The sequence below is a fragment of the Actinoplanes auranticolor genome, from assembly GCF_018332655.1.
Taxonomy (GTDB): domain Bacteria; phylum Actinomycetota; class Actinomycetes; order Mycobacteriales; family Micromonosporaceae; genus Actinoplanes; species Actinoplanes auranticolor.
In genome coordinates this window covers 105,518-124,465 of the sequence record NZ_BOQL01000042.1, presented here as the reverse complement: position 1 = coordinate 124,465, position 18,948 = coordinate 105,518, and the positions used below count along the sequence as shown (strand labels likewise).

Below are 18,948 nucleotides of genomic sequence, written 5' to 3'. Positions count from 1 at the left end.
ATCTCGATATGTCAGGCCGCAATCCCTGCGCATCTGTGCTCGAAACGTTGCGTTTTCTCGTTCAAAAGTGCAAGACTGCGCACCGATCGAGCTGTACCGCGCATGAGGGAGAAGGCCAGTGACGCAGCGAGGCCAGGGAATGGCAGCTGACATCGCAGAGCAGCCGGAGGGTTACGCACGGCTGCTGGAGGGCGAGCCGGCGAAGGCGATCGCTGACGCCGCGGCCCGGGTGGCCGAGCGGCGCCCCCGCCATGTGGTGTTCGTCGGCCGGGGCACCTCGGACCACGCCGCGCTCTACGCCGCGTACCTGACCGAGATCAGGCTCGGCCTCCCGGTCGGTCTCGCCTCGCCCAGCGCCATCACGCTCTACGGCGCCCGCCCGGACCTCAAGGACGCGCTGGTCGTGGGGGTCAGCCAGAGCGGCGGCTCGCCCGATCTGACCGAGGTGCTCAAGGTCGCCCGGGAGAGTGGCGCACTGACCCTCGCGGTGACCAACAACCCCGAGTCCACGCTGGCCCGGACGGCCGAGCTCTCGGTGGACGTGGCCGCCGGTCACGAGCGCGCCGTCGCCGCCACCAAGACCTACACGGCCGAGCTGTTCGCCCTGCTCCTGCTGGTCGAGGGCATCCGCAGCGGCGACGGCACGCTGCCGCCGGAGGAACGCGCCGCGCTCGAGAAGCTCCCGCAGCTCGCCGAGGACGCGCTGGCCGCTCACGGCGCGGACGAGCTCGCGCAGCGCTACCGCTTCGCGTCGCGCCTGGTCACGACGGGCCGGGGGTACGCATACCCGACCGCCCGGGAGACCGCCCTCAAGCTGATGGAGACGTCGTACCTGCCGGCCCTCGCCTTCTCGGGCGCCGACCTGCTGCACGGACCGCTGGCGATGACCGACCCCGACGTACCGGTGCTGGCCGTCGTCGGCACCGGACCCGGCGGCGCGTCCATGGCCGACGTGGTGACCCGCCTGGGCGAGCGGCGCGCCGACGTCGTCACCGTCGGGGCCACCGACATCCCCGGTGCCGCCGGCCGGCTCGCCGTCCCGGCGGTCGACGAGCGCTACGCCCCGCTGCTCGACATCCTGCCCCTGCAGCGCCTGGCCCTGGCCCTGGCGCTGGCCCGCGGCGAGGACCCGGACGCCCCGCGCGGCTTGAACAAGGTCACCTCCACGCTCTGAACGTGTGAGCCGGCAACACGGGCATGGCAGGCTTGTGCGGTGTCCACCCTGCGCGATCTCGCCGAAGAGCACACCGGCCTCGGTCCTGACGACATCGACCACCTGACCCGGCTCGCCGGCGACTGGCAGTTGCTCTCCGACCTCTCGTTCGCCGACCTGCTGCTCTGGGTGCCGCTGCGGGGGGAGGAGGGCACGCCGCGCGAGTTCCTCTGTGTCGCCCAGGTCCGGCCCAACACGTCCTCGACGGCGTACCAGGACGACCAGGTGGGCAAGAAGGTCGGCGGGCCGGAGGTGGCCCACCTGGACATCGCGTACACCCAGGGCCGGATCTGGCGCGAGGGCGACCCGGTCTGGTACGGCGACACCCCGGCCCGGCACGAGGCGATCCCGGTACGGCTGCGCGGCGCCGACGAGAACATCGAGGTGATCGCGGTGATCGGCCGCGACACCAACCTGTCCACCGCGCGCACCCCGAGCCAGCTGGAGCTGAACTACCTGACCACGGCCGACGACCTGGCCCAGATGGTCGCCGACGGCACCTTCCCGCCACCCGCGCACCCGGGCGAGACCACGTCCGCCCCGCGCGTCGGTGACGGGCTGATCCGCCTCGACGCCGGCGGCAAGGTCACCTACGCCAGCCCGAACGCGCAGTCCGCGTACCGGCGGCTCGGCTTCAACGCCCACCTCGTCGGCGAGGAGCTGTCGGTGCTCTCCAGCCGGCTGGCCGCCGACCCGCTCGAGGGCACCGACGCGGCCGAACGCATCCTCACCTCACTGCGCGGCGAGGCGCCACCCCGCAAGGAGGTGGAGGCCCGGGGCGCGACCGTGCTGATCCGGGCGCTGCCGCTGATGCCGGCGGGCGTGCCGATCGGTGCGCTGGTGCTGGCCCGCGACGTCACCGAGGTCCGCCGCCGCGACCGCGCCCTGATGACCAAGGACGCGACGATCCGCGAGATCCACCACCGGGTCAAGAACAACCTGCAGACGGTCGCGGCGCTGCTGCGCCTGCAGGCCCGGCGGGTCAACGCCCCGGAGGCCCGGGTGGCCCTGCAGGAATCCGTACGCCGGGTCGCGTCGATCGCCCTGGTGCACGAGACGCTGTCCATGTCGAGCGACGAGGCGGTCGACTTCGACGGCATCGTGGACCGCGTCGCCACGGCGGCCACCGAGGTCGCCGCCACCGAGATCACCGTCAAGATGCGCCGCGAGGGCACCTTCGGCGTGCTGCCGGCCGAGATCGCCACCTCGCTGGTGATGGTCCTCAACGAACTGCTCATCAATGCGGTCGAGCACGGCTTCCCGGCCCCGGACGAGGACGCCCCGCCGCCCGAGCCGTCGCTGACCCCGCCGGCGCCGACCGGCGAGGTCGTGGTCTCGGCGCACCGGTTCCGCAAGCAGCTGCACGTGACGGTGGCCGACAACGGCCAGGGGCTGCCGGCGGACTTCCACGCGGACGCGAGCGGCCGGCTGGGCCTGCAGATCGTCCGCGCGCTGGCCACCGGCGAACTGCGCGGCAGCATCGAGCTGCGCAACCGGGCCGGCGGCGGTACCGAGGCCGTCCTGGTGGTCCCGCTCGGCAAGCGCTGACGCGCCACCGGAACCTCTGACGCACGGTGTTCGCCGCCACACTCCCGGAATCTGGACCGCACTGGCCGTAAAGGGTCCCGCGTGAGAGGCTTACCGGCATGACCGCTGCAGTTGACCGCCGCTTCGTGGCTCGTCGCCACGTCGATTACGGCCGTGTCCGCAGCGCGATGTGTCCGGCTTCCTGACGCCGCCCGATCTCTTTTTTCGGGCGCGCACGACGCGCCGGCCCTCGCCAGACATCGAAGTCGCGAGCCCTCACAGGAGCCGACCGCGTACAGCGCGCCCACCGGCAGAATTACCTGGAGGAACGCCGACATGGCGCTGGACAGCACCCCGGCCACCAAGCCCGCCGCCCGCCCCCGCAAGGCGCGCGGTGAAGGCCAGTGGGCGCTCGGACACCGCGAGCCGCTGAACCCGAACGAGCGGATCAAGAAGGACGACAACCCGCTCAACGTCCGGGCCCGGATCGAGAACATCTACGCCCACACCGGCTTCGCGGGCATCGACCCGCAGGACCTGCGCGGGCGTTTCCGCTGGTGGGGGCTCTACACCCAGCGCAAGGCGGGCATCGACGGCGGTCGCACCGCGGTGCTCGAGCCGCACGAGCTCGAGGACGAGTACTTCATGCTCCGCGTCCGCATCGACGGCGGCACGCTCAACCTCGCCCAGCTGCGGACCATCGCCGACATCTCCACCGAGTTCGCCCGCGGCTCCGCCGACATCACCGACCGGCAGAACATCCAGCTGCACTGGATCCGGGTCGAGGACATGCCGGAGATCTGGCGCCGCCTCGAGGCCGTCGGCCTGCAGACCACCGAGGCGTGCGGCGACTGCCCGCGCATCGTGCTCGGCAGCCCGGTCGCCGGGGTCTCGCCGGACGAGGTCGTCGACCCCACGTGGGCCATCGACGAGATCCTCCGCCGCTACATCGGCGACCCGCGCTACTCGAACCTGCCCCGCAAGTTCAAGACCTCGATCTCCTGGCTGCCGGACACGCCGCACGAGGTCAACGACATCTCGCTGCTGGGTGTGGTGCACCCGGTGCACGGCCCCGGCTTCGACCTCTGGGTCGGCGGCGGCCTCTCCACCAACCCGCGGCTGGCCGAGCGGCTCGGTGTCTGGGTCCCGCTCGAGGACATCCCGGACGTCTGGGAGGGCGTGGTCGGCATCTTCCGCGACTACGGCTACCGGCGGCTGCGCAACCGGGCCCGGCTGAAGTTCCTCCTGGCCGACTGGGGCGTGGCCAAGTTCCGCGAGGTCCTGGAGAAGGAGTACCTGGGCCGGGCGCTGATGGACGGGCCGCCGCCCGAGCTGCCCGCCAAGCCGATCGACCACATCGGCGTGCACAAGCAGCGGGACGGCCGGAACTACGTGGGTGCGGCGCCGGTCGTCGGCCGGTCGTCCGGCGTGCAGCTCAGCAAGCTCGCCGATCTGGTGGCGGCGCACGGGTCCGACCGGGTACGGCTCACCCCGTACCAGAAGCTCCTGGTCCTGGACATCGCCGACGACCAGGTCGAACCGCTGGTCGCGGGCCTGCGCGGGATCGGGCTGGAGGCCCGGCCGTCGGCCTGGCGCCGCGGCACCATGGCCTGCACCGGCATCGAGTACTGCAAGCTCGCGATCGTCGAGACCAAGGCCCGCGGCGAGGAGCTCGTCGCCCGGCTGGAGGAGCGGCTGCGCGACTTCGACGCCGACATCTCGATCCACATCAACGGCTGCCCCAACGCCTGCGCCCGCACCCAGGTGGCCGACATCGGCCTCAAGGGCATGCTCGTCATGAACGAGCACGGCGAGCAGGTCGAGGGCTTCCAGATCCACCTCGGCGGCGGCCTCGGCATGGCGCAGGGCCAGACCGCCGGCTTCGGCCGCAAGGTGCGGGGCCTGAAGGCCACCGCGGAGGAACTCCCCGGGTACGTGGAGCGCATCGCCCGCAACTACCTGGCCGGTCGCGGCGACGGCGAGACCTTCGCCGACTGGGTCATCCGGGCGGAAGAGGAGCTCGTGAAATGAGCGACGCCAGATCGGCCCCGCTGTACTGCCCCTACTGCGGTGAAGAGGACCTGCGCCCCAACGAGGCTTCGCACGGCGCCTGGGAGTGCCACTCCTGTGCCCGTGTTTTCACGGTCAAGTTCAACGGACTGCTCGCCAAGGGAGTGAACCGATGACTGTGGTGACCGCCGCCGGTCTGGGGCTGGTGTCCCTCGGGGCCCCCGCCGCCCCGGCCGATCCGACCCGCCGCAACGCCGTCGAGTTGAAGGCTCTGGCCGATGCGGCCGGCGTCGCGCTCGAGGGTGCCCCCGCCGAGGAGATCGCCCGCTGGGCGACCAGCACCTTCGGCGACCGCTTCTGCGTGACCAGCTCGATGGCCGACGCGGTCGTGGCCCACCTGTTCTCCCGGGTCGCGCCCGGGGTGGACGTGGTGTTCCTCGACACCGGCCTGCACTTCCCGGAGACCCTCAAGATCCGCGACACGGTGGCGCGCACGATGGACGTCAACGTGCGCTCGATCCGCCCGCGGATGACGGTCGGCCAGCAGGACGGCGAGTTCGGGCCCCGGCTCTTCGCCCGCAGCCCCGACGAGTGCTGCTTCCTGCGCAAGGTGGAGCCGCTCGAGCGCGCCCTCAGCGACTACGACTCCTGGGCCACCGGCCTGCGCCGCGACGAGTCCCCGACCCGGGCCAACACCCCGGTCGTGGCCTTCGACGCCAAGAAGGGCAAGGTCAAGGTCAACCCCATCGCGGCCTGGACCCAGGCCGACGTCGACCGCTACATCGCGCGCTGGAACGTGCCGGTCAACGAGCTCTTCAAGAAGGGGTACGGCTCGATCGGCTGCTGGCCGTGCACCCGGCGCACGAAGGCGGGCGAGGACCCCCGCGCCGGCCGCTGGGCGATGTTCGAGAAGACCGAATGCGGCCTGCACGTCTAGCCGTCACGCTGACCGCCCACGGCAGCCGTGACCCCCGCGCGGCCCGGGCGACCGAAGCGCTGACCCGGGCGGTCGCGGTGCGGCACCCGGGCTGGGAGGTGCGAGCCTCCTATCTGGACCACGCCGGCCCCCGGCCGCGGGAGGTACTGGCCACCTTCGCCGAGGCCGGCCACCGTCGTGCGGTGCTGGTGCCGCTGCTGCTGACCTCGGCGTACCACGGCCGGGTCGACGTCCCGGGCGAGATCACCGCGGCCCGAGCCGAGCACCCGGGCCTGGATGTGTCGCAGGCGGAGGTGCTGGGACCGGTCGGCGGTCGCGTTCCCGGGCTGCTGCTGGACGCGCTGGTGAGCCGGCTCGGCCCGGTCACGGCTGACGCGCTGGTGCTGGCGGCGGCCGGGACCCGCAACGCTGCCGCCCGAGCGACGGTGGAGCAGGCCGCGGCGGCCCTCAGCGCCCGCCTGGGCGTGCCGTGCCGGGTGGCCTATGCGTCGGCCTCCCCACCGCTGTCCGGGGACGTCGTTCGTGATCTTCGTGGTGCGGGGTACGAGCGGGTTGCCCTGGTGTCGTACTTCCTTGCGCCCGGGTTGCTGTGGGATTCGACGTTGGGGTCGGCTCGGGAGGCGGGGATCAGTGCGGCGGGTGAGCCGCTGACGGATGTTCCGGCTGTTGCGGAGTTGGTCGCTGGGCGGGTGCTGGACGCTACGGCCCCTCGGGTCGGTGCGGTCGCCGCGCTCGCTGCCTGAGGGAGTGGCTCATGGTTTGTCCCGGCTGGTTGACCCGCTCGGGCTCGGCCGCTCAGGGAACGGCTCGTGGCTGGTCCTGATCGGATCCTCGGCTCCGGGCTCGGCGTGACCTCGCCCGGCCTTTGCTGCGACGGTGTCGTCGCACTCGCCCGCCCGGGCCGGTCGAATCCGGGGTGCTCCGGCCGGTGTTCTCCGGCACTCTGACCGACATGGCACACCAGCTTCGGTTTCGCGATCCAGGGACCCGGATCTATCACCTCGCCACCGAGGACATCGACGTCGTCTGTCCGCGGTGTGGTGGCCGGGCGTTCGTCATCGCTGAGCCGGTCGACGGCGTGCTTGCGCTCTCCTGGCCGCGCCGGTTCGTGTGTCCCGGCTGTGGGCGCTCGGCTCTTCCTGAGGCGGCGCGGCGGGGTCGTGCTGGGGTGGGCCGGTCGACCCGTACTTCGGGCTGCCGCTGTGGTTGCGGACGACGTGTTGCGGCGGGCGGACCCTGTGGGCCTTCAACCGCGCGCATCTGGAGCTGCTGGAGGGATACCTCGCCGCCGGGTTGCGGGAGCGGGGGACCACGGACCGCGGCATGACTTTGATCGCCCGGCTGCCGGCGTGGCTCAAGTCCGGGCGGCACCGTGGCGAGGTGCTCGGCGCCCTCGTCCGGCTTCGCCGGTCACTCGATGGACACGGTCACGGGCCGTCACGCTCGGGGGTGACCACATTGAGTGATCGTCCGGCTGCGCGATCGTCCACTGCGGAGGGTGCGCGGGCATCGACGAATAGTCGCTTCGATAACGATAATTTCGAGATCATTTCGCAAGCGTCCGTGATCGCATTCATGCCCTGTGTCACCATTGCGTGGCGTAATCACATCGAAACTACCGATGATCGGATGCGGCCGGCGGCGGGTCCGGACAGCACGACGCCCCGGAGCCGAAGGTGGCCCGGGGCGTGAATGCTGTGAGGGGATTGTTCAGGCGGTGGGGGCACTGACCCGGAGGCCGCCGCGACGCTTGACTGCGCGCCGCTCGTCCTCGCTCATACCGCCCCATACGCCGGCGTCCTGTCCGGACTCGAGCGCCCAGGCGAGGCACGACTCGGTCACGGTACACCGCCGGCAGACGGCCTTGGCCTGCTCGACCTGCAGGAGTGCGGGGCCAGACGTCCCGATCGGGAAGAACAGCTCCGGGTCCTCGTCGCGGCAGATCGCATGGTGACGCCAGTCCATGGCGGCAACACTCCTTGTTTCTGGATTGGGTAGAGAATGGTGCTACTTACTCTTATCTGCATCCGCGCCGGGACCGACGGACAGCGTTCGTCAGATCACCGGTGCGTGAGCAAGCTTTGTGCGCGATGCCGTTCCGTGCCTTCTGGATTAAGGAACGTGCACGAGCGGCATCGGGTTACTTCTTATCGCTTGTGAATGCTTTCACGAACTCCCGCGATGTCAAGGGTAGCGCTCGGAAATTCTCCCAGCGGGTGAGCTAGCTCACCACCCCTTTGTCCGGTTCTGGGGGTTCTTCCAGGACCGGCGGACGACCGCCCCTATCAATGTAGTACGGTACGCGCCGCCTTGCCGACCTTTTGCCCGTCTTTCTGTAACAGATCGTAAGGACGATCCGATCGGCGTACCCGATCCTCAGCAGATCACACGTAGCGCGTCGGGAACGGACAGGAAGTGCACCTTCTGGCGTTCGCCCAGGTAGTCCCCGTCGAGCTGGAAGGGCTGCGGGCGGCTGGCGATCACGGTGAACTCGGCCTGGTCGTGCAGGCGCAGCACGTGTTTGCCGTGCGGATCCGCGTTGCGGGAGACCATCTGCGTCACTGTCCGTGTTGTGCTGGTGATGTATAGGTTACGAACGGCCAGCAGGTCAAGTCCCCGGTCGAACGAAGCCTCGGGGTTCGGGTTGATCGCGCGGTCGCCGACATAGGTCCACGGGGCCGTGTTCTGGATGATGACGGTGCCCAGACCCATCTCCGGTTCCTCACCGGGTCGCTCGATCGAGAGCGGTGGCGACTTGCGGTCCTCGCCCGAGAAGATCTGCCCGATCATCGACCGGACATAAAGCGACGGCGTGGACGTCCGGCCGCGCAGGCGCGCCTGCTCGACCCGGCGCACCACGGCCGCGTCCAGCCCGAGTCCGGCCGTGAAGGTGAAGTAGCGGTCGTCGGCCCGCCCGAGCCCGATGACCCGGTGCCGGCCGGAGCGCAGGCCGTCGAGGATCACGCTGGTGCCGTCGGCCCAGTCGCGGGGCAACCCGAGCGCGCGGGCGAAGACGTTGGTGGAGCCACCGGGGACGACGGCCAGAGCCGGCAGGCGGAAGGCCGGCGCGGTGCCGCGCGCGGCCAGGCTGGGCTGGGCTGTCATCAGGCCGTTGACGGCTTCGTTGACCGTGCCGTCCCCGCCGAGCGTCACCACCAGGTCGACGCCGCTCTCGGCCGCCGCCCGGGCCAGACCCGCGGCGTGACCGCGTTTCATGGTGTATTCGACCGTCAGGTCGACCTCGCTGCGCAGGGCCCGGACCAGGACGTCGCGGCTGCGCTCATTCGTCGTGGTGGCTTTGGGATTAACCACCAGTAACGCTCGCATGGGCGGCACTGTACCTCTCAGGAAGGCTCTGAGCTGGCCGGTATCGTACAGCGGTGACCCCCCGAGAACTCGATTCCCCGGCAACGCTGGTCTGGGCGGTACGCCTGCTCTTCGCGGAGGCCGTCGCGCTCGCGGTGCTGACCGCGTACCTGTTGGTGCTGGACTTCACCGCCGATGCCGCCAGCATCGCGGTGGCCGTCGCACTCACGGTTTTCACCGCCGTCGCGGCCGTCGCTGTGGTGTTCGTCGCCCGCGCGCTGGCCCGGCGCTCCTCGCACGCCCGCGGCCCGGCCATCGTCGTGCAGCTCTTCGTGATCGCCTCGGGCGGCTTTCTGCTGCAGACCGGTACGGCCTGGATCGGCGCACTGTTGATGGTGCTCGGTGTCGGTGTCGGACTGCTCTGTGTGCTGCCGCCGACCACCCGCGCCCTCGGACTCGACTGAAGCCCCCTTCCCACCCGCGTCTGACGGCCTACTCTGAGTGGGCGGATCACAAGGGGGTGAGGGCAGTGGCCGGACCGACGGTGCGCCCGCCGGCGTACCAGCTCCTGGCGGACGAACTGCGCGACGAGATCACGTCGGGACGGTTGCAGCCCGGCGAGCGGCTGCCACCGGAGCCCGAGCTGTGCGTCCGCTCCGGCGTGAGCCGCAGCACGGTCCGCGAGGCGCTACGCCTGCTGGCCAGCCAGCACCTGATCGTCACGACCCGCGGCGTCACCGGCGGCAGCTTCGTCGCGCACCCCGACGCCGAGCAGCTCTCCGAGGCTCTCTCCACCGGGCTCACTCTGCTGAGCAACTCCGCCGAGGTCGGTATGGCCGATCTGCTCGAGCTGCGCCGCGCCCTGGAGGTGCCCGCCGCCGGGCTCGCCGCGCAGCGCCGTACCGATGCGAATCTGATCGAGCTGCGCGGCGCGATGTTCGATCCGGACCTGGACGAGCTGGACACCATGCTGGCCGCGCACGCGGCCTTCCACGCGGCGATCGCCTCGGCCACCGGCAATCCGCTCTTCGAGCTGGTGACCCGGCCGCTGTACCACGTGACCTACGGCGAGGAGATCGTCGAGAACCTGCCCGACGACTACTGGGCACGCATCGACGCCGACCATCGTGATCTGCTGATGTGCGTGAAGGCGGGTGACTCCGGCGCGGCCATGGAGGTCGGCCGGCGTCACCTGGACTACATCATGGTGGCCACCGCGCGCTGAAAACGCGGACGGCTCCGGGGTCAGATCTCGGTGCGGCGGGTCAGCAACCGGATCGTGGCGTGCCGGCCGGTCGCCTCGGCGGACGCCGACGTGGTCAGCGCGGTCAGCACCTTCCACGCGAAAGAGGACTCCGAGGGCAACCGGGCGCCCCGCACGGTCGACACCGTGACCTCGACCGTGAGCGCGTCGTCGGTGACCGCGAAGCGGCACTCCAACTCCGCCCCGCGGGTGGCGATGGCCAGCAACATGGCGCAGGCCTCATCGACCGCGATGCGCAGATCCTCGATCTCGTCGAGCGCGAAGTGCAGGCGGGCCGCGAGGCCGGCCGTGGCTGTACGGAGCACGCCGAGGTACCCGCCGTCGGCGGGCACGGTCAGCAGCACGACGTCGTCACCGAACGCCGGCTCCGGATGCGTTGTCTGCAGCTGAGTCACCGAACCCATCCTCCCAATGGAGGAGAACTCTAGCCCCTGACGGGGGAGGCGCGCTCGGCGAGTTGGCTCAAGGCGGCCCCGGAGAGCCGGTACGGCAGCCAGTCCGCCACGACCTCGGCCCCGATCGCGGCGTAGAACTCCGCGGCCGGATTCCAGTCGAGCATCACCCACTCGAGACGCTGGTAGCCGCGCTCCACGCAGATCTGCGCCAGCGTGGCGAGCAGGGCGGCACCCGCGCCGGTGCCCCGGGCGTGCGGGCGGACGTACAGGTCCTCCAGGTGGACGCCGTGCGTTCCCTCCCACGTGGAGAAATTGAGATACCAGAGCGCAAAACCGTACGGAGTGTCGTCGGCGTCGACTGCGACGTGGCCGAACACCGCCGGGTGGTCGCCGAACAACGCCGCGCGCAACTGCTCCTCGGTGAGGTGGCAGGACTCCGCGGCGCGCTCGAACTCGGCGAGCTCGTGCACCATCGCGACAACGGCCGGCACGTCGTCATGACGTACCGGCCGGATCGTTGCGGGACTCACGCCTGCTTGGTCTCCCAGAAGATCTTGGAGATCTCCTCGATCTTGGCCAGCAGCTGCTCGCCGACCGCGGGGTCCATCGAGCCCTTGGCGCCGGACGCGCCGGCGAGCTTGGTGGCCTCGTTGAACAGCTGGTTCAGGTTCGGGTACTTCTCGAAGTGCGGCGCCTTGAAGTAGTCGGTCCAGAGCACCCACAGGTGGTGCTTGACCAGTTCGGCGCGCTGCTCCTTGATGAGGATGGCGCGGGTGCGGAACTCGGGGTCGGTGTTCGCCTGGTACTTCTCAGCGATGGCCTTCACCGACTCCGCCTCGATGCGTGCCTGCGCCGGGTCGTACACCCCACAGGGCAGGTCGCAGTGCGCGCTGACCACAGTGCGCGGCGTGAAAATACGCGGAAGTCGCATCAGGACCCCTCCATACGTTTGCGATGATCCGAGTCGACACTACCCCTTACCGGAACACCGAACCTCGACCCCGGGATTGATGCCATGACTTGGCAATTGCCGCTCTTCGCCGTACTGGTGCGAGGGCCGTCCATGGCACCCACCCTGCACGGCGGAGATGCCCTGCTCGTACGGCGTGTCCACCGGGTCAGGCCGCAGTCGGTCGTGGTGGCCCGGTTCCGCAGCCGCCCGGAACTGCTCGTCGTCAAACGGGCGATCCGGCCGCACGAGGGTGGCTGGTGGATCGAGGGTGACAACGAGTTCGTGACCGACGATTCCCGCACCCACGGGGTGGCGGATGTCATCGGACAAGTGGTGTTTCGCTACTGGCCGCGTCCCGGTCGGCTAAGTTAACCTGCGTTAACCGCAGCACACCTGAATCTTGCGGTTGCTTGTCCCGGGTGACCCCCGCATCGCACGTCGGACCGCGCAGACTCGCGCGCGTCCCGGCTGGCACACCGACGTTCCGATGCGTTGTCTGGAGTCCCTGTGTCCTTCTTCAGTTTCGAGCTCGACCCTGCCCTGGCCGCCGACCCCGTCTTCGACCTGCACAAGCGGGGCAAGATGGAGATCTCCTGCACGGTCCCGCTGTCCAGCCGGGACGACCTGTCCCGGGCCTACACCCCGGGCGTGGCCCGGGTCTGCGAGGCGATCGCCGCCGACCCCGAGCTCGCCGCCGACTACACCTGGACGGCCAACACGGTCGCCGTCGTCACGGACGGCTCGGCCGTGCTCGGCCTGGGCAACATCGGCCCGAAGGCCGCGATGCCCGTCATGGAGGGCAAGGCCGTGCTGTTCAAGCAGTTCGGCGGCGTCGACGCCATCCCGATCTGCCTCGACACCCAGGACGTCGAGGGCATCATCGCCGTGGTCAAGGCGCTCGGTCCCTCGTTCGGCGGCATCAACCTCGAGGACATCAGCGCGCCGCGTTGCTTCGAGATCGAACGCCGGCTCGACGAGGCGCTGGACATCCCGGTCTTCCACGACGACCAGCACGGCACCGCGGTGGTCGTGCTCGCCGCGCTGCGCAACGCGGTGGCCCTGCTCGGGCGCCGCTTCGCCGACCTGCGGGTGGTGATCAGCGGCGCCGGCGCGGCCGGAGTGGCCATCACCAACATGCTGATCGCGGCCGGCCTCCAGGGCGCGAACGTCATCGTCTGTGACTCCCAGGGCATCATCCACGCGGACCGCCCGGGCCTGACCGGGACGAAGGCCGCGCTGGCCCAGGGCACGAACTACTCCGGGCGTACCGGTGGCATCAAGGAGGCGCTGATCGGCGCCGACGTGCTGATCGGGGTCTCCGGCGGGCAGATCGGGGAGAGCGCGCTGGCCGGCATGGCGCCGGACGGCATCATCTTCGCCCTGGCCAACCCGACGCCGGAGGTGCCGCCGGCGCTGGCCCACAAGTACGCGGCGATCGTCGCGACCGGCCGCAGCGACTTCCCGAACCAGATCAACAACGTGCTCGCGTTCCCGGGGATCTTCCGGGGTGCCCTGGACGCCCGGGCGACCCGGATCACCGAGCGGATGAAGGTGGCGGCGGCCGAGGCGATCGCGGAGGTGGTCGCGGACGAGCTGCGGGCCGACGCGATCGTGCCGTCGGCGCTGGATCCGCGGGTGGCTCCGGCGGTGGCCGAGGCGGTCGCCCGGGCGGCTGAGGGCGACGGGGTGGCGCGGTTCGTCGCGCGGCCGGCCGTGCCGGCGGCGCTGGTCTGAGCTTCGCGGTCGGCGGGGCAGGGCGTCCGTGCGTCCTGCCCTGCTGCGTGAGGCCACGACAGGATCGGCGGGACCGGCCTAAGCTGCGGGGTATGCGAGCCGCCTATGCCAGTGCGACGAAGCCCGACGAGCCGCTAGCCGGACTGACCGTCGGTGACCTGCCCGAGCCGTCCCCACCGGACGGCTGGGTGACCGTCGATGTGCGGGCGAGTTCGCTCAACCACCACGAGATCTGGTCGCTGCGGGGCGTCGGGTTGCCGGCCGACCGGCTGCCGATGATTCTCGGCTGCGACGCGTCCGGTGTGGACACCGCCGGCCACGAGGTCGTGGTCTATCCGGTGATCAAGGACCCGGCGGACCCGCGGGGCTTCTCGTTGCTGTCCGAGCGCTGGCCGGGCACGCTGGCCGAGCGGGTCGCCGTACCGGCGGAGAACCTGGTGCCCAAGCCCGCCGGCATCTCGTTCCTGGATGCGGCCTGCCTGCCCACGGCCTGGCTGACCGCGTACCACATGCTCACCGCGCGCGGCCGCGTGGCCGACGCCGGATCGGTCCTGGTGCAGGGCGCGGGCGGCGGGGTGGCCACTGCCGCGGTCGCGCTCGCGACCGCGCTCGGCAAGCGGGTGTACGCGACCAGCCGCGACGCCGCCAAGCGCGAGCGGATCGCCGAGCTGGGCGCCACCGCGGTCGAGCCGGGTGCCCGCCTGCCCGAACGGGTGGACGTGGTGATCGAGTCGGTGGGTGCGCCGACCTTCGAGCACTCGCTGAAGTGCTCGGCGCCGGGCGCCCGCATCGTGGTGTGCGGCGCGACCGGCGGCCCGTTCCCCAAGGTCGACCTGCGGCGGGTCTTCATGATGCAGCTCGAGATCCTGGGCAGCACCATGGGTACGGCCGAGGAACTGGCCGCCCTGCTGGACCTCTGTGTCGAGCGCGGCATCCGCCCGGTGATCGACTCCACCTACGGCTTCTCCGCGGTGAGCGACGCCTTCGCCCGGCTCAACTCGGGGGAGATCTTCGGCAAGGTGGCCGTCGACCACCTGCACTAGAAGTCGCTGTCGAGATTGTCACGCCGTTCCAGGCGCCGCCCGGCGCCGGCATCGCCGTAGAGGCTCCAGCGCCAGAAGTCGGTCGTCGCGTCGGCCACCAGGTCGAACTCCTCGCCGCTGGTGACGACGTGGCCGGCGTCCGGCAGGGTCAGCAGGGCTTTGGGCCACGGCACGGCGCTGAAGGCGGCGCGGCCGTCGGCGTACCGGACGGTCTGGTCGAGCTCGCCGTGCACGAAGAGCACGGGAAGCGCCGGGCCGGTGAAGGTCCCGGGCAGCACCTGCCGTCCGGCCAGGACCACCGCGGCGGTGAGCCGTTCGTCCCGGTTGCCGCTGAGCATCCCCAGCGTGGTGACGCCCCCGCCGGAATGCCCGGCGGCGGCGACGTGGTCCCGGTCGAGGCGCCCCCGCAGCGGGTCGCCGGCCTCGCCGTCGAGGGCGAGGATCTGGGTGAGCACCGACGACGCGTCGGCCGGCTGGTTGAGCAGGTCGATGACGTTGAAGTCGGCGACCCCGGCGGAGGTGTGCGGGTAGGCCGGCGCGGCGACGACGAAGCCGGCCCGGGCCCAGCGGGCGAGGATGCCGGCGTAGTCACCCGGTCGGGCGGTGAGGCCGTGGCTGAAGACGACGACCGGGAACGGGCCGTCGCCGGTGGCGGGATACCAGACGGTGGTGGGCAACGGGCGGTCGTTGCCGCGGCTGAGCTTCAGCTTGCGGGTCTCGACCTCGAAGGGGCGGCTCGGGGCCCGGCCGCGGGTGGGCGCGGGGCTGCTCTCCAGGGTGGGCGCGGGGCTGCTCTCAGGGACCGGTTCGGCACTCGCCAGGGGAGACGGCGGCGCTTCGCGGGCCGGCTCGGCGGAGCATGAGGTGAGTGCGCCGGTCGCGCAGACGGCGGCGAGCAGAAGCGCGACGGTACGGCGTCCCATCCGCCAAGTGTGCCCGGCTCCGGTGGCAGCGGGCGTCGGCGCGGGCGGCCCCGGACACACCCACGAACGGGTGATATCTCGGCGGACGGGACGAACGCCCTGCTAGGAGGCCGGGACGCACTGTCGCGGGGGTGCCGGGCTTCGCTATGGTCGTGCGCATGCCTGACAACACCGTCGACCCGAGCGGCAACACCGAGGCGTTCCGCGCCTTCACGCAGAGCACTCCGCAGGAGCCGCCAGCCGCCTCCAAGACCCCGCTGATCATCGGCGCCGCCGCGGTCGCGATCGTTCTGATCGCGCTGATCGCCTGGCTGGCCCTGGGCTGACCAGGACCGTGCCGACCTACCCGGGCTGAGCGCGGGCCGGGACGCGAGCGGGTCACCGCCCGTGGCACCCGGCCCGCCCGGCTTCATCCCACCGCCGCAGGCCCTCTCACTTCTGGAGCTCGGCGGTCACCTGCTGGGCGATCTCCAGCTCCTCGTCCGTCGGGACCACGCAGACCCGCACCCGCGCACCTTCGGGCGAGATGATGCGCTCGCTCCGCTCGTTGCGGGCCGCGTCGATCGTGATGCCCAGCTCGGCCAGGCCGGCCAGCGAGGCGGCGCGGACCTCCGGGGAATTCTCGCCGACCCCCGCGGTGAACACGATGGCGTCCGCTCCGCCCAGGACCGCCAGGTACGTGCCGACGTACTCCTTGATCCGCCGGCAGTAGACGTCGAAGGCCAGCGTCGCCGCCGGGTCGCCATCCGCCCGGTGTTGCTGCACCGTCCGCATGTCGTTCTCGCCGGCCAGGCCCTGCAGACCGGCGAAGCGGGTCAGGGAGCGTTCGATCTCCTCGATCGGGAGGCCGGCGACCCGGTGCAGGTGGAAGATCACGGTCGGGTCGACGTCACCGCTGCGGGTGCCCATCACCAGGCCGGACTGCGGGGACATGCCCATCGACGTGGCCACGCTGCGGCCGCCCGAGACCGCGCAGGCGCTCGCGCCGTTGCCCAGGTGCAGGGTGATCACCCGGGCCCGGTCGGCGGGCAGGCCGAGCAGCTCAGCGGTCTTACGGGCCACGTACGCGTGCGAGGTCCCGTGGAAGCCGTAACGGCGGATCTGCCAGCGCTTCGCCAGCGACGCGTCGATCGCGTACGCCACCCCGTCCGGGGGAATCGTCTGGTGGAACGCCGTGTCGAAGACCGCGACCTGCGGGACGTCGGGCAGCAGCTTGCGGGCCACCGCGATGCCGCTGAGCGCCGCCGGATTGTGCAGGGGCGCGAGCGGGACCAGCCCTTCGATGACGGCGAAGAGCTCGTCGTCGATCACGGTGGCCCGGCCGAACTCACTGCCGCCGTGCACGACCCGGTGCCCGACCGCGCCGAGGCCGTCGAGGTCGACCGCGGCCATCACCTGCTGCAGGGCGGCCTCGTGGTCGCCGGCGTCCCCGCCGGACTCGCCGATGCGTTCGATCAGCCCTTTGGCCAGGGTGTCGGTGCCGTTGAAGAGGCGGTACTTGACCGAGGAGGAGCCCGAGTTGAGCACCAGGATCTTCATGAGCGGGCCTGGATCGCGGTGATCGCCACCGTGTTGACGATGTCCTTGACCGTCGCGCCGCGGGACAGGTCGTTGACCGGGCGGCGCAGGCCCTGCATCACCGGTCCGACCGCCACCGCGTTCGCCGAGCGCTGCACCGCCTTGTAGGTGTTGTTGCCCGAGCTGAGGTCGGGGAAGACGAAGACGGTCGCCTTGCCGGCCACCACGCTCTCCGGCAGCTTGGTCGCCGCCACGCCCGGATCGATCGCCGCGTCGTACTGGATGGGTCCCTCCACGGGCAGGTCGGGGCGGCGCTCGCGGACCAGCTTCGTCGCGGCGGCCACCTTCTCCACGTCGGCGCCCGCGCCCGAGCTGCCGGTCGAGTAGGACAGCATGGCCACCCGCGGCTCGATGCCGAACGCGGCCGCCGTCTGCGCCGACGACAGGGCGATGTCGGCGAGCTGGTCCGCGTCCGGCTCGGGGTTGACCGCGCAGTCGCCGTAGACCAGCACCCGGTCGGCCAGCAGCATGAAGAAGACGCTGGAGGCGACGGAAACCCCGGGCACCGTCTTGATGATCTCGAAGGCGGGCCGGATGGTGGCGGCGGTGGTGTGGTTCGCCCCGGAGACCATGCCGTCGGCCCGCCCGGTGGCGACCATCATCGTGCCGAAGTAATTGACGTCGCGGACCACGTCGTACGCCAGGTCGAGGGTCACGGCCCGGTGTTTGCGCAGCTCCGCGTACTCCTCGGCGAAGCCGTCGCGCCACTCGCTGGTGGCCGGATCGACCAGCCGGGCCGCCCCGATCTCGACGCCCAGCTCGCGGGCCCGCCGGGTGATCTCGGCCGGGTCGCCGAGCAGGGTGAGGTCGGCGACACCGCGGCGCAGCAGCGTCTCGGTCGCCCGCAGGATCCGCTCGTCGGTGCCCTCGGGCAGCACGAGATGCCGGCGGTCGGCCCGGGCCCGCTCGATCAGGTCGTTCTCGAACATCAGCGGCGTCACCCGGCTGGACCGGGTGACGTCGAGCAGCCGGGTCAGCTCGGCGGTGTCCACGTGCTTCTCGAAGGCGCCGAGGGCCGCCTCGACCTTGCGCGGGGTGGCCGGGCTGAGCTTGGCCTCGATCCGGCCCGCCGCGCTGATCGTGTGGTAGCTGTCGGACTGCACCACCAGCATGGCCAGCCCGGTGTTGAGCCGCTCGATGACCCGCACGGCGCGCGGATCGGGGAACTCGCCGATGGTCAGCACCAGGCCGGCGAGCGTCACGTTGCCGGCGGCGTGCGCGGCGCTCGCGGCGACCAGGAGATCGGCCCGGTCGCCGGGAGTGATGATCAGAGCCCCGTCGGTGAGGTGGTCCAGCACGGCCGGCACGTGCGCCGCGCCGACCACGTAGTCGAGCACGTCCCGGTCGAGCGCGGCCTCGCCACCGGTCACCACGGTGGCGTCGAGGGCGGCGGCGACCTCCGCGACGGTGGGGGCGGCGATGGCGGGGATCTCCGGGATGGCCCAGACCGGCACCGGCAGCCCGGCCGGGGCCGGGGCCGGGACACCCTCGGGAACCCGGTTGGCGATCACGGCCAGCACGGTCGCGCTCAGATCCACAAGCGAGTGGTACGCCGAGCCGACGGCGGCCTGCAGATCGGAGCGCCGGCCCTGACCGCTCACGACGGGCAGCACCACACTGCCGAACTCGTTGGCCAGGCGCGCGTTGAAGGCCAGCTCGCGGGGGAGCTCGTCGTGACCCTCCTCCTGGCCGTCGGAGAAGTCACTGCCGATCACCACCACGGACGCGCACTGCCGCTCGACCTCGCGGTAGCGCTCGACGATCCGGGAGATGAGCTCCTCGCGCCGGCCGTCGGCGACCAGCGCGGCGGCCTCGGCCACGGTGACGCCGAAGGAATCCGCGTAGGGCGCGACCGCCGGGTAGCGGGTGGTGAGCAGGGTCAGCAGCGGATCCTCGCCGTGGCCGGGGACCACCGGACGGAAGACGCCTATCCGCGCGACCTGCCGGGACAACAGCTCCACCAGCCCCAGCGCGACTGTGCTCTTACCGACGCCGGGGCCCACCCCGGCCACGTACACGCTGCTCGCCACGCCTTCAACGTACCGGCCGGGCGGCGATCCCGCCCG

At 71.3% G+C, this 18,948-nt stretch carries 19 protein-coding genes; 11 read left to right on the top strand and 8 right to left on the bottom strand.

All coding sequences use genetic code 11. From position 1 onward, the window contains the following. Positions 1 to 139 precede the first annotated feature (139 nt). From Aau02nite_RS25785 to Aau02nite_RS25765, 5 genes are all read left to right on the top strand, one after another. Complete coding sequence (locus Aau02nite_RS25785; RefSeq protein ID WP_212991138.1) at positions 140 to 1,174, top strand: SIS domain-containing protein; 1,035 nt, start codon at positions 140 to 142, stop codon at positions 1,172 to 1,174. Positions 1,175 to 1,213: 39 nt separating this feature from the next. Beyond that, complete coding sequence (locus Aau02nite_RS25780) at positions 1,214 to 2,761, top strand: sensor histidine kinase (RefSeq protein ID WP_212991137.1); 1,548 nt, start codon at positions 1,214 to 1,216, stop codon at positions 2,759 to 2,761. A gap of 315 nt (positions 2,762 to 3,076) precedes the next feature. Next, positions 3,077 to 4,771, top strand: a complete 1,695-nt coding sequence (locus Aau02nite_RS25775; protein WP_212991136.1) for a nitrite/sulfite reductase — start codon at positions 3,077 to 3,079, stop codon at positions 4,769 to 4,771. 151 nt (positions 4,772 to 4,922) lie between these two features. Next, positions 4,923 to 5,687, top strand: a complete 765-nt coding sequence (locus Aau02nite_RS25770) for a phosphoadenylyl-sulfate reductase (RefSeq protein ID WP_212991135.1) — start codon at positions 4,923 to 4,925, stop codon at positions 5,685 to 5,687. Further along, complete coding sequence (locus Aau02nite_RS25765; RefSeq protein WP_212991134.1) at positions 5,669 to 6,430, top strand: sirohydrochlorin chelatase; 762 nt, start codon at positions 5,669 to 5,671, stop codon at positions 6,428 to 6,430. Before Aau02nite_RS25770 ends, Aau02nite_RS25765 begins: the two co-directional genes overlap by 19 nt. A gap of 967 nt (positions 6,431 to 7,397) precedes the next feature. Here Aau02nite_RS25765 and Aau02nite_RS25760 read toward each other — a convergent pair. Then, complete coding sequence (locus Aau02nite_RS25760; protein WP_203769420.1) at positions 7,398 to 7,652, bottom strand: WhiB family transcriptional regulator; 255 nt, start codon at positions 7,650 to 7,652, stop codon at positions 7,398 to 7,400. Between the two features lie 411 nt (positions 7,653 to 8,063). Next, positions 8,064 to 9,014 carry a diacylglycerol/lipid kinase family protein gene (locus tag Aau02nite_RS25755; RefSeq protein WP_212991133.1) on the bottom strand — a complete coding sequence of 317 codons (951 nt, stop codon included), beginning with the start codon at positions 9,012 to 9,014 and terminating at the stop codon, positions 8,064 to 8,066. A gap of 53 nt (positions 9,015 to 9,067) precedes the next feature. Here Aau02nite_RS25755 and Aau02nite_RS25750 point away from each other — a divergent pair, with 53 nt between their 5' ends. Continuing rightward, a complete protein-coding gene (locus tag Aau02nite_RS25750; RefSeq protein WP_212991132.1) occupies positions 9,068 to 9,457 on the top strand; it encodes a hypothetical protein in 390 nt (129 codons plus the stop codon). Between the two features lie 65 nt (positions 9,458 to 9,522). Beyond that, a complete protein-coding gene (locus tag Aau02nite_RS25745; protein WP_212991131.1) occupies positions 9,523 to 10,218 on the top strand; it encodes a FadR/GntR family transcriptional regulator in 696 nt (231 codons plus the stop codon). A 20-nt stretch (positions 10,219 to 10,238) separates the two neighbouring features. Here the strand turns inward: Aau02nite_RS25745 and Aau02nite_RS25740 are convergent, their stop codons facing one another. The 3 genes from Aau02nite_RS25740 to sodN are packed head-to-tail and all read right to left on the bottom strand — an operon-like array spanning position 10,239 to position 11,583. After that, a complete protein-coding gene (locus Aau02nite_RS25740; protein ID WP_377882631.1) occupies positions 10,239 to 10,652 on the bottom strand; it encodes an ATP-binding protein in 414 nt (137 codons plus the stop codon). Between the two features lie 29 nt (positions 10,653 to 10,681). Further along, the gene (locus Aau02nite_RS25735) at positions 10,682 to 11,125 is read right to left on the bottom strand and encodes a GNAT family N-acetyltransferase (protein ID WP_212991284.1); all 444 of its coding nucleotides are present in this window, start codon (positions 11,123 to 11,125) and stop codon (positions 10,682 to 10,684) included. A gap of 53 nt (positions 11,126 to 11,178) precedes the next feature. After that, positions 11,179 to 11,583 (bottom strand): superoxide dismutase, Ni, encoded by a 405-nt coding sequence (gene sodN, locus Aau02nite_RS25730; protein WP_203769414.1) that lies wholly within the window; start codon positions 11,581 to 11,583, stop codon positions 11,179 to 11,181. An 84-nt stretch (positions 11,584 to 11,667) separates the two neighbouring features. On the opposite strand from sodN, the gene Aau02nite_RS25725 reads away from it, so the two are divergent. From Aau02nite_RS25725 to Aau02nite_RS25715, 3 genes are all read left to right on the top strand, one after another. After that, positions 11,668 to 11,976: a S26 family signal peptidase gene (locus Aau02nite_RS25725; RefSeq protein WP_212991130.1), complete on the top strand. Its 309-nt coding sequence runs from the start codon at positions 11,668 to 11,670 to the stop codon at positions 11,974 to 11,976. A 210-nt stretch (positions 11,977 to 12,186) separates the two neighbouring features. Continuing rightward, positions 12,187 to 13,338, top strand: coding sequence for an NAD(P)-dependent malic enzyme (locus Aau02nite_RS25720; protein ID WP_246595448.1), 1,152 nt, complete (start codon positions 12,187 to 12,189; stop codon positions 13,336 to 13,338). 92 nt (positions 13,339 to 13,430) lie between these two features. Beyond that, positions 13,431 to 14,381: a zinc-binding dehydrogenase gene (locus Aau02nite_RS25715; RefSeq protein ID WP_438841170.1), complete on the top strand. Its 951-nt coding sequence runs from the start codon at positions 13,431 to 13,433 to the stop codon at positions 14,379 to 14,381. Here the strand turns inward: Aau02nite_RS25715 and Aau02nite_RS25710 are convergent. After that, complete coding sequence (locus Aau02nite_RS25710) at positions 14,378 to 15,304, bottom strand: alpha/beta hydrolase family protein (RefSeq protein WP_212991128.1); 927 nt, start codon at positions 15,302 to 15,304, stop codon at positions 14,378 to 14,380. The two genes, Aau02nite_RS25715 and Aau02nite_RS25710, sit on opposite strands and share 4 nt — an antisense overlap. A 158-nt stretch (positions 15,305 to 15,462) precedes the next feature. Here Aau02nite_RS25710 and Aau02nite_RS25705 point away from each other — a divergent pair, with 158 nt between their 5' ends. Further along, positions 15,463 to 15,630, top strand: a complete 168-nt coding sequence (locus Aau02nite_RS25705) for a hypothetical protein (RefSeq protein ID WP_212991127.1) — start codon at positions 15,463 to 15,465, stop codon at positions 15,628 to 15,630. 106 nt (positions 15,631 to 15,736) lie between these two features. On the opposite strand, the gene Aau02nite_RS25700 is transcribed toward Aau02nite_RS25705, so the two are convergent. Both Aau02nite_RS25700 and pta read right to left on the bottom strand, forming a co-directional pair. Beyond that, complete coding sequence (locus tag Aau02nite_RS25700; RefSeq protein WP_212991126.1) at positions 15,737 to 16,843, bottom strand: acetate/propionate family kinase; 1,107 nt, start codon at positions 16,841 to 16,843, stop codon at positions 15,737 to 15,739. Next, on the bottom strand, positions 16,840 to 18,912 hold the full coding sequence (gene pta, locus Aau02nite_RS25695) for a phosphate acetyltransferase (RefSeq protein ID WP_212991125.1): 2,073 nt from the start codon (positions 18,910 to 18,912) through the stop codon (positions 16,840 to 16,842). The genes Aau02nite_RS25700 and pta overlap by 4 nt, the downstream gene beginning before the upstream one ends. Between the last annotated feature and the right edge of the window lie 36 nt (positions 18,913 to 18,948).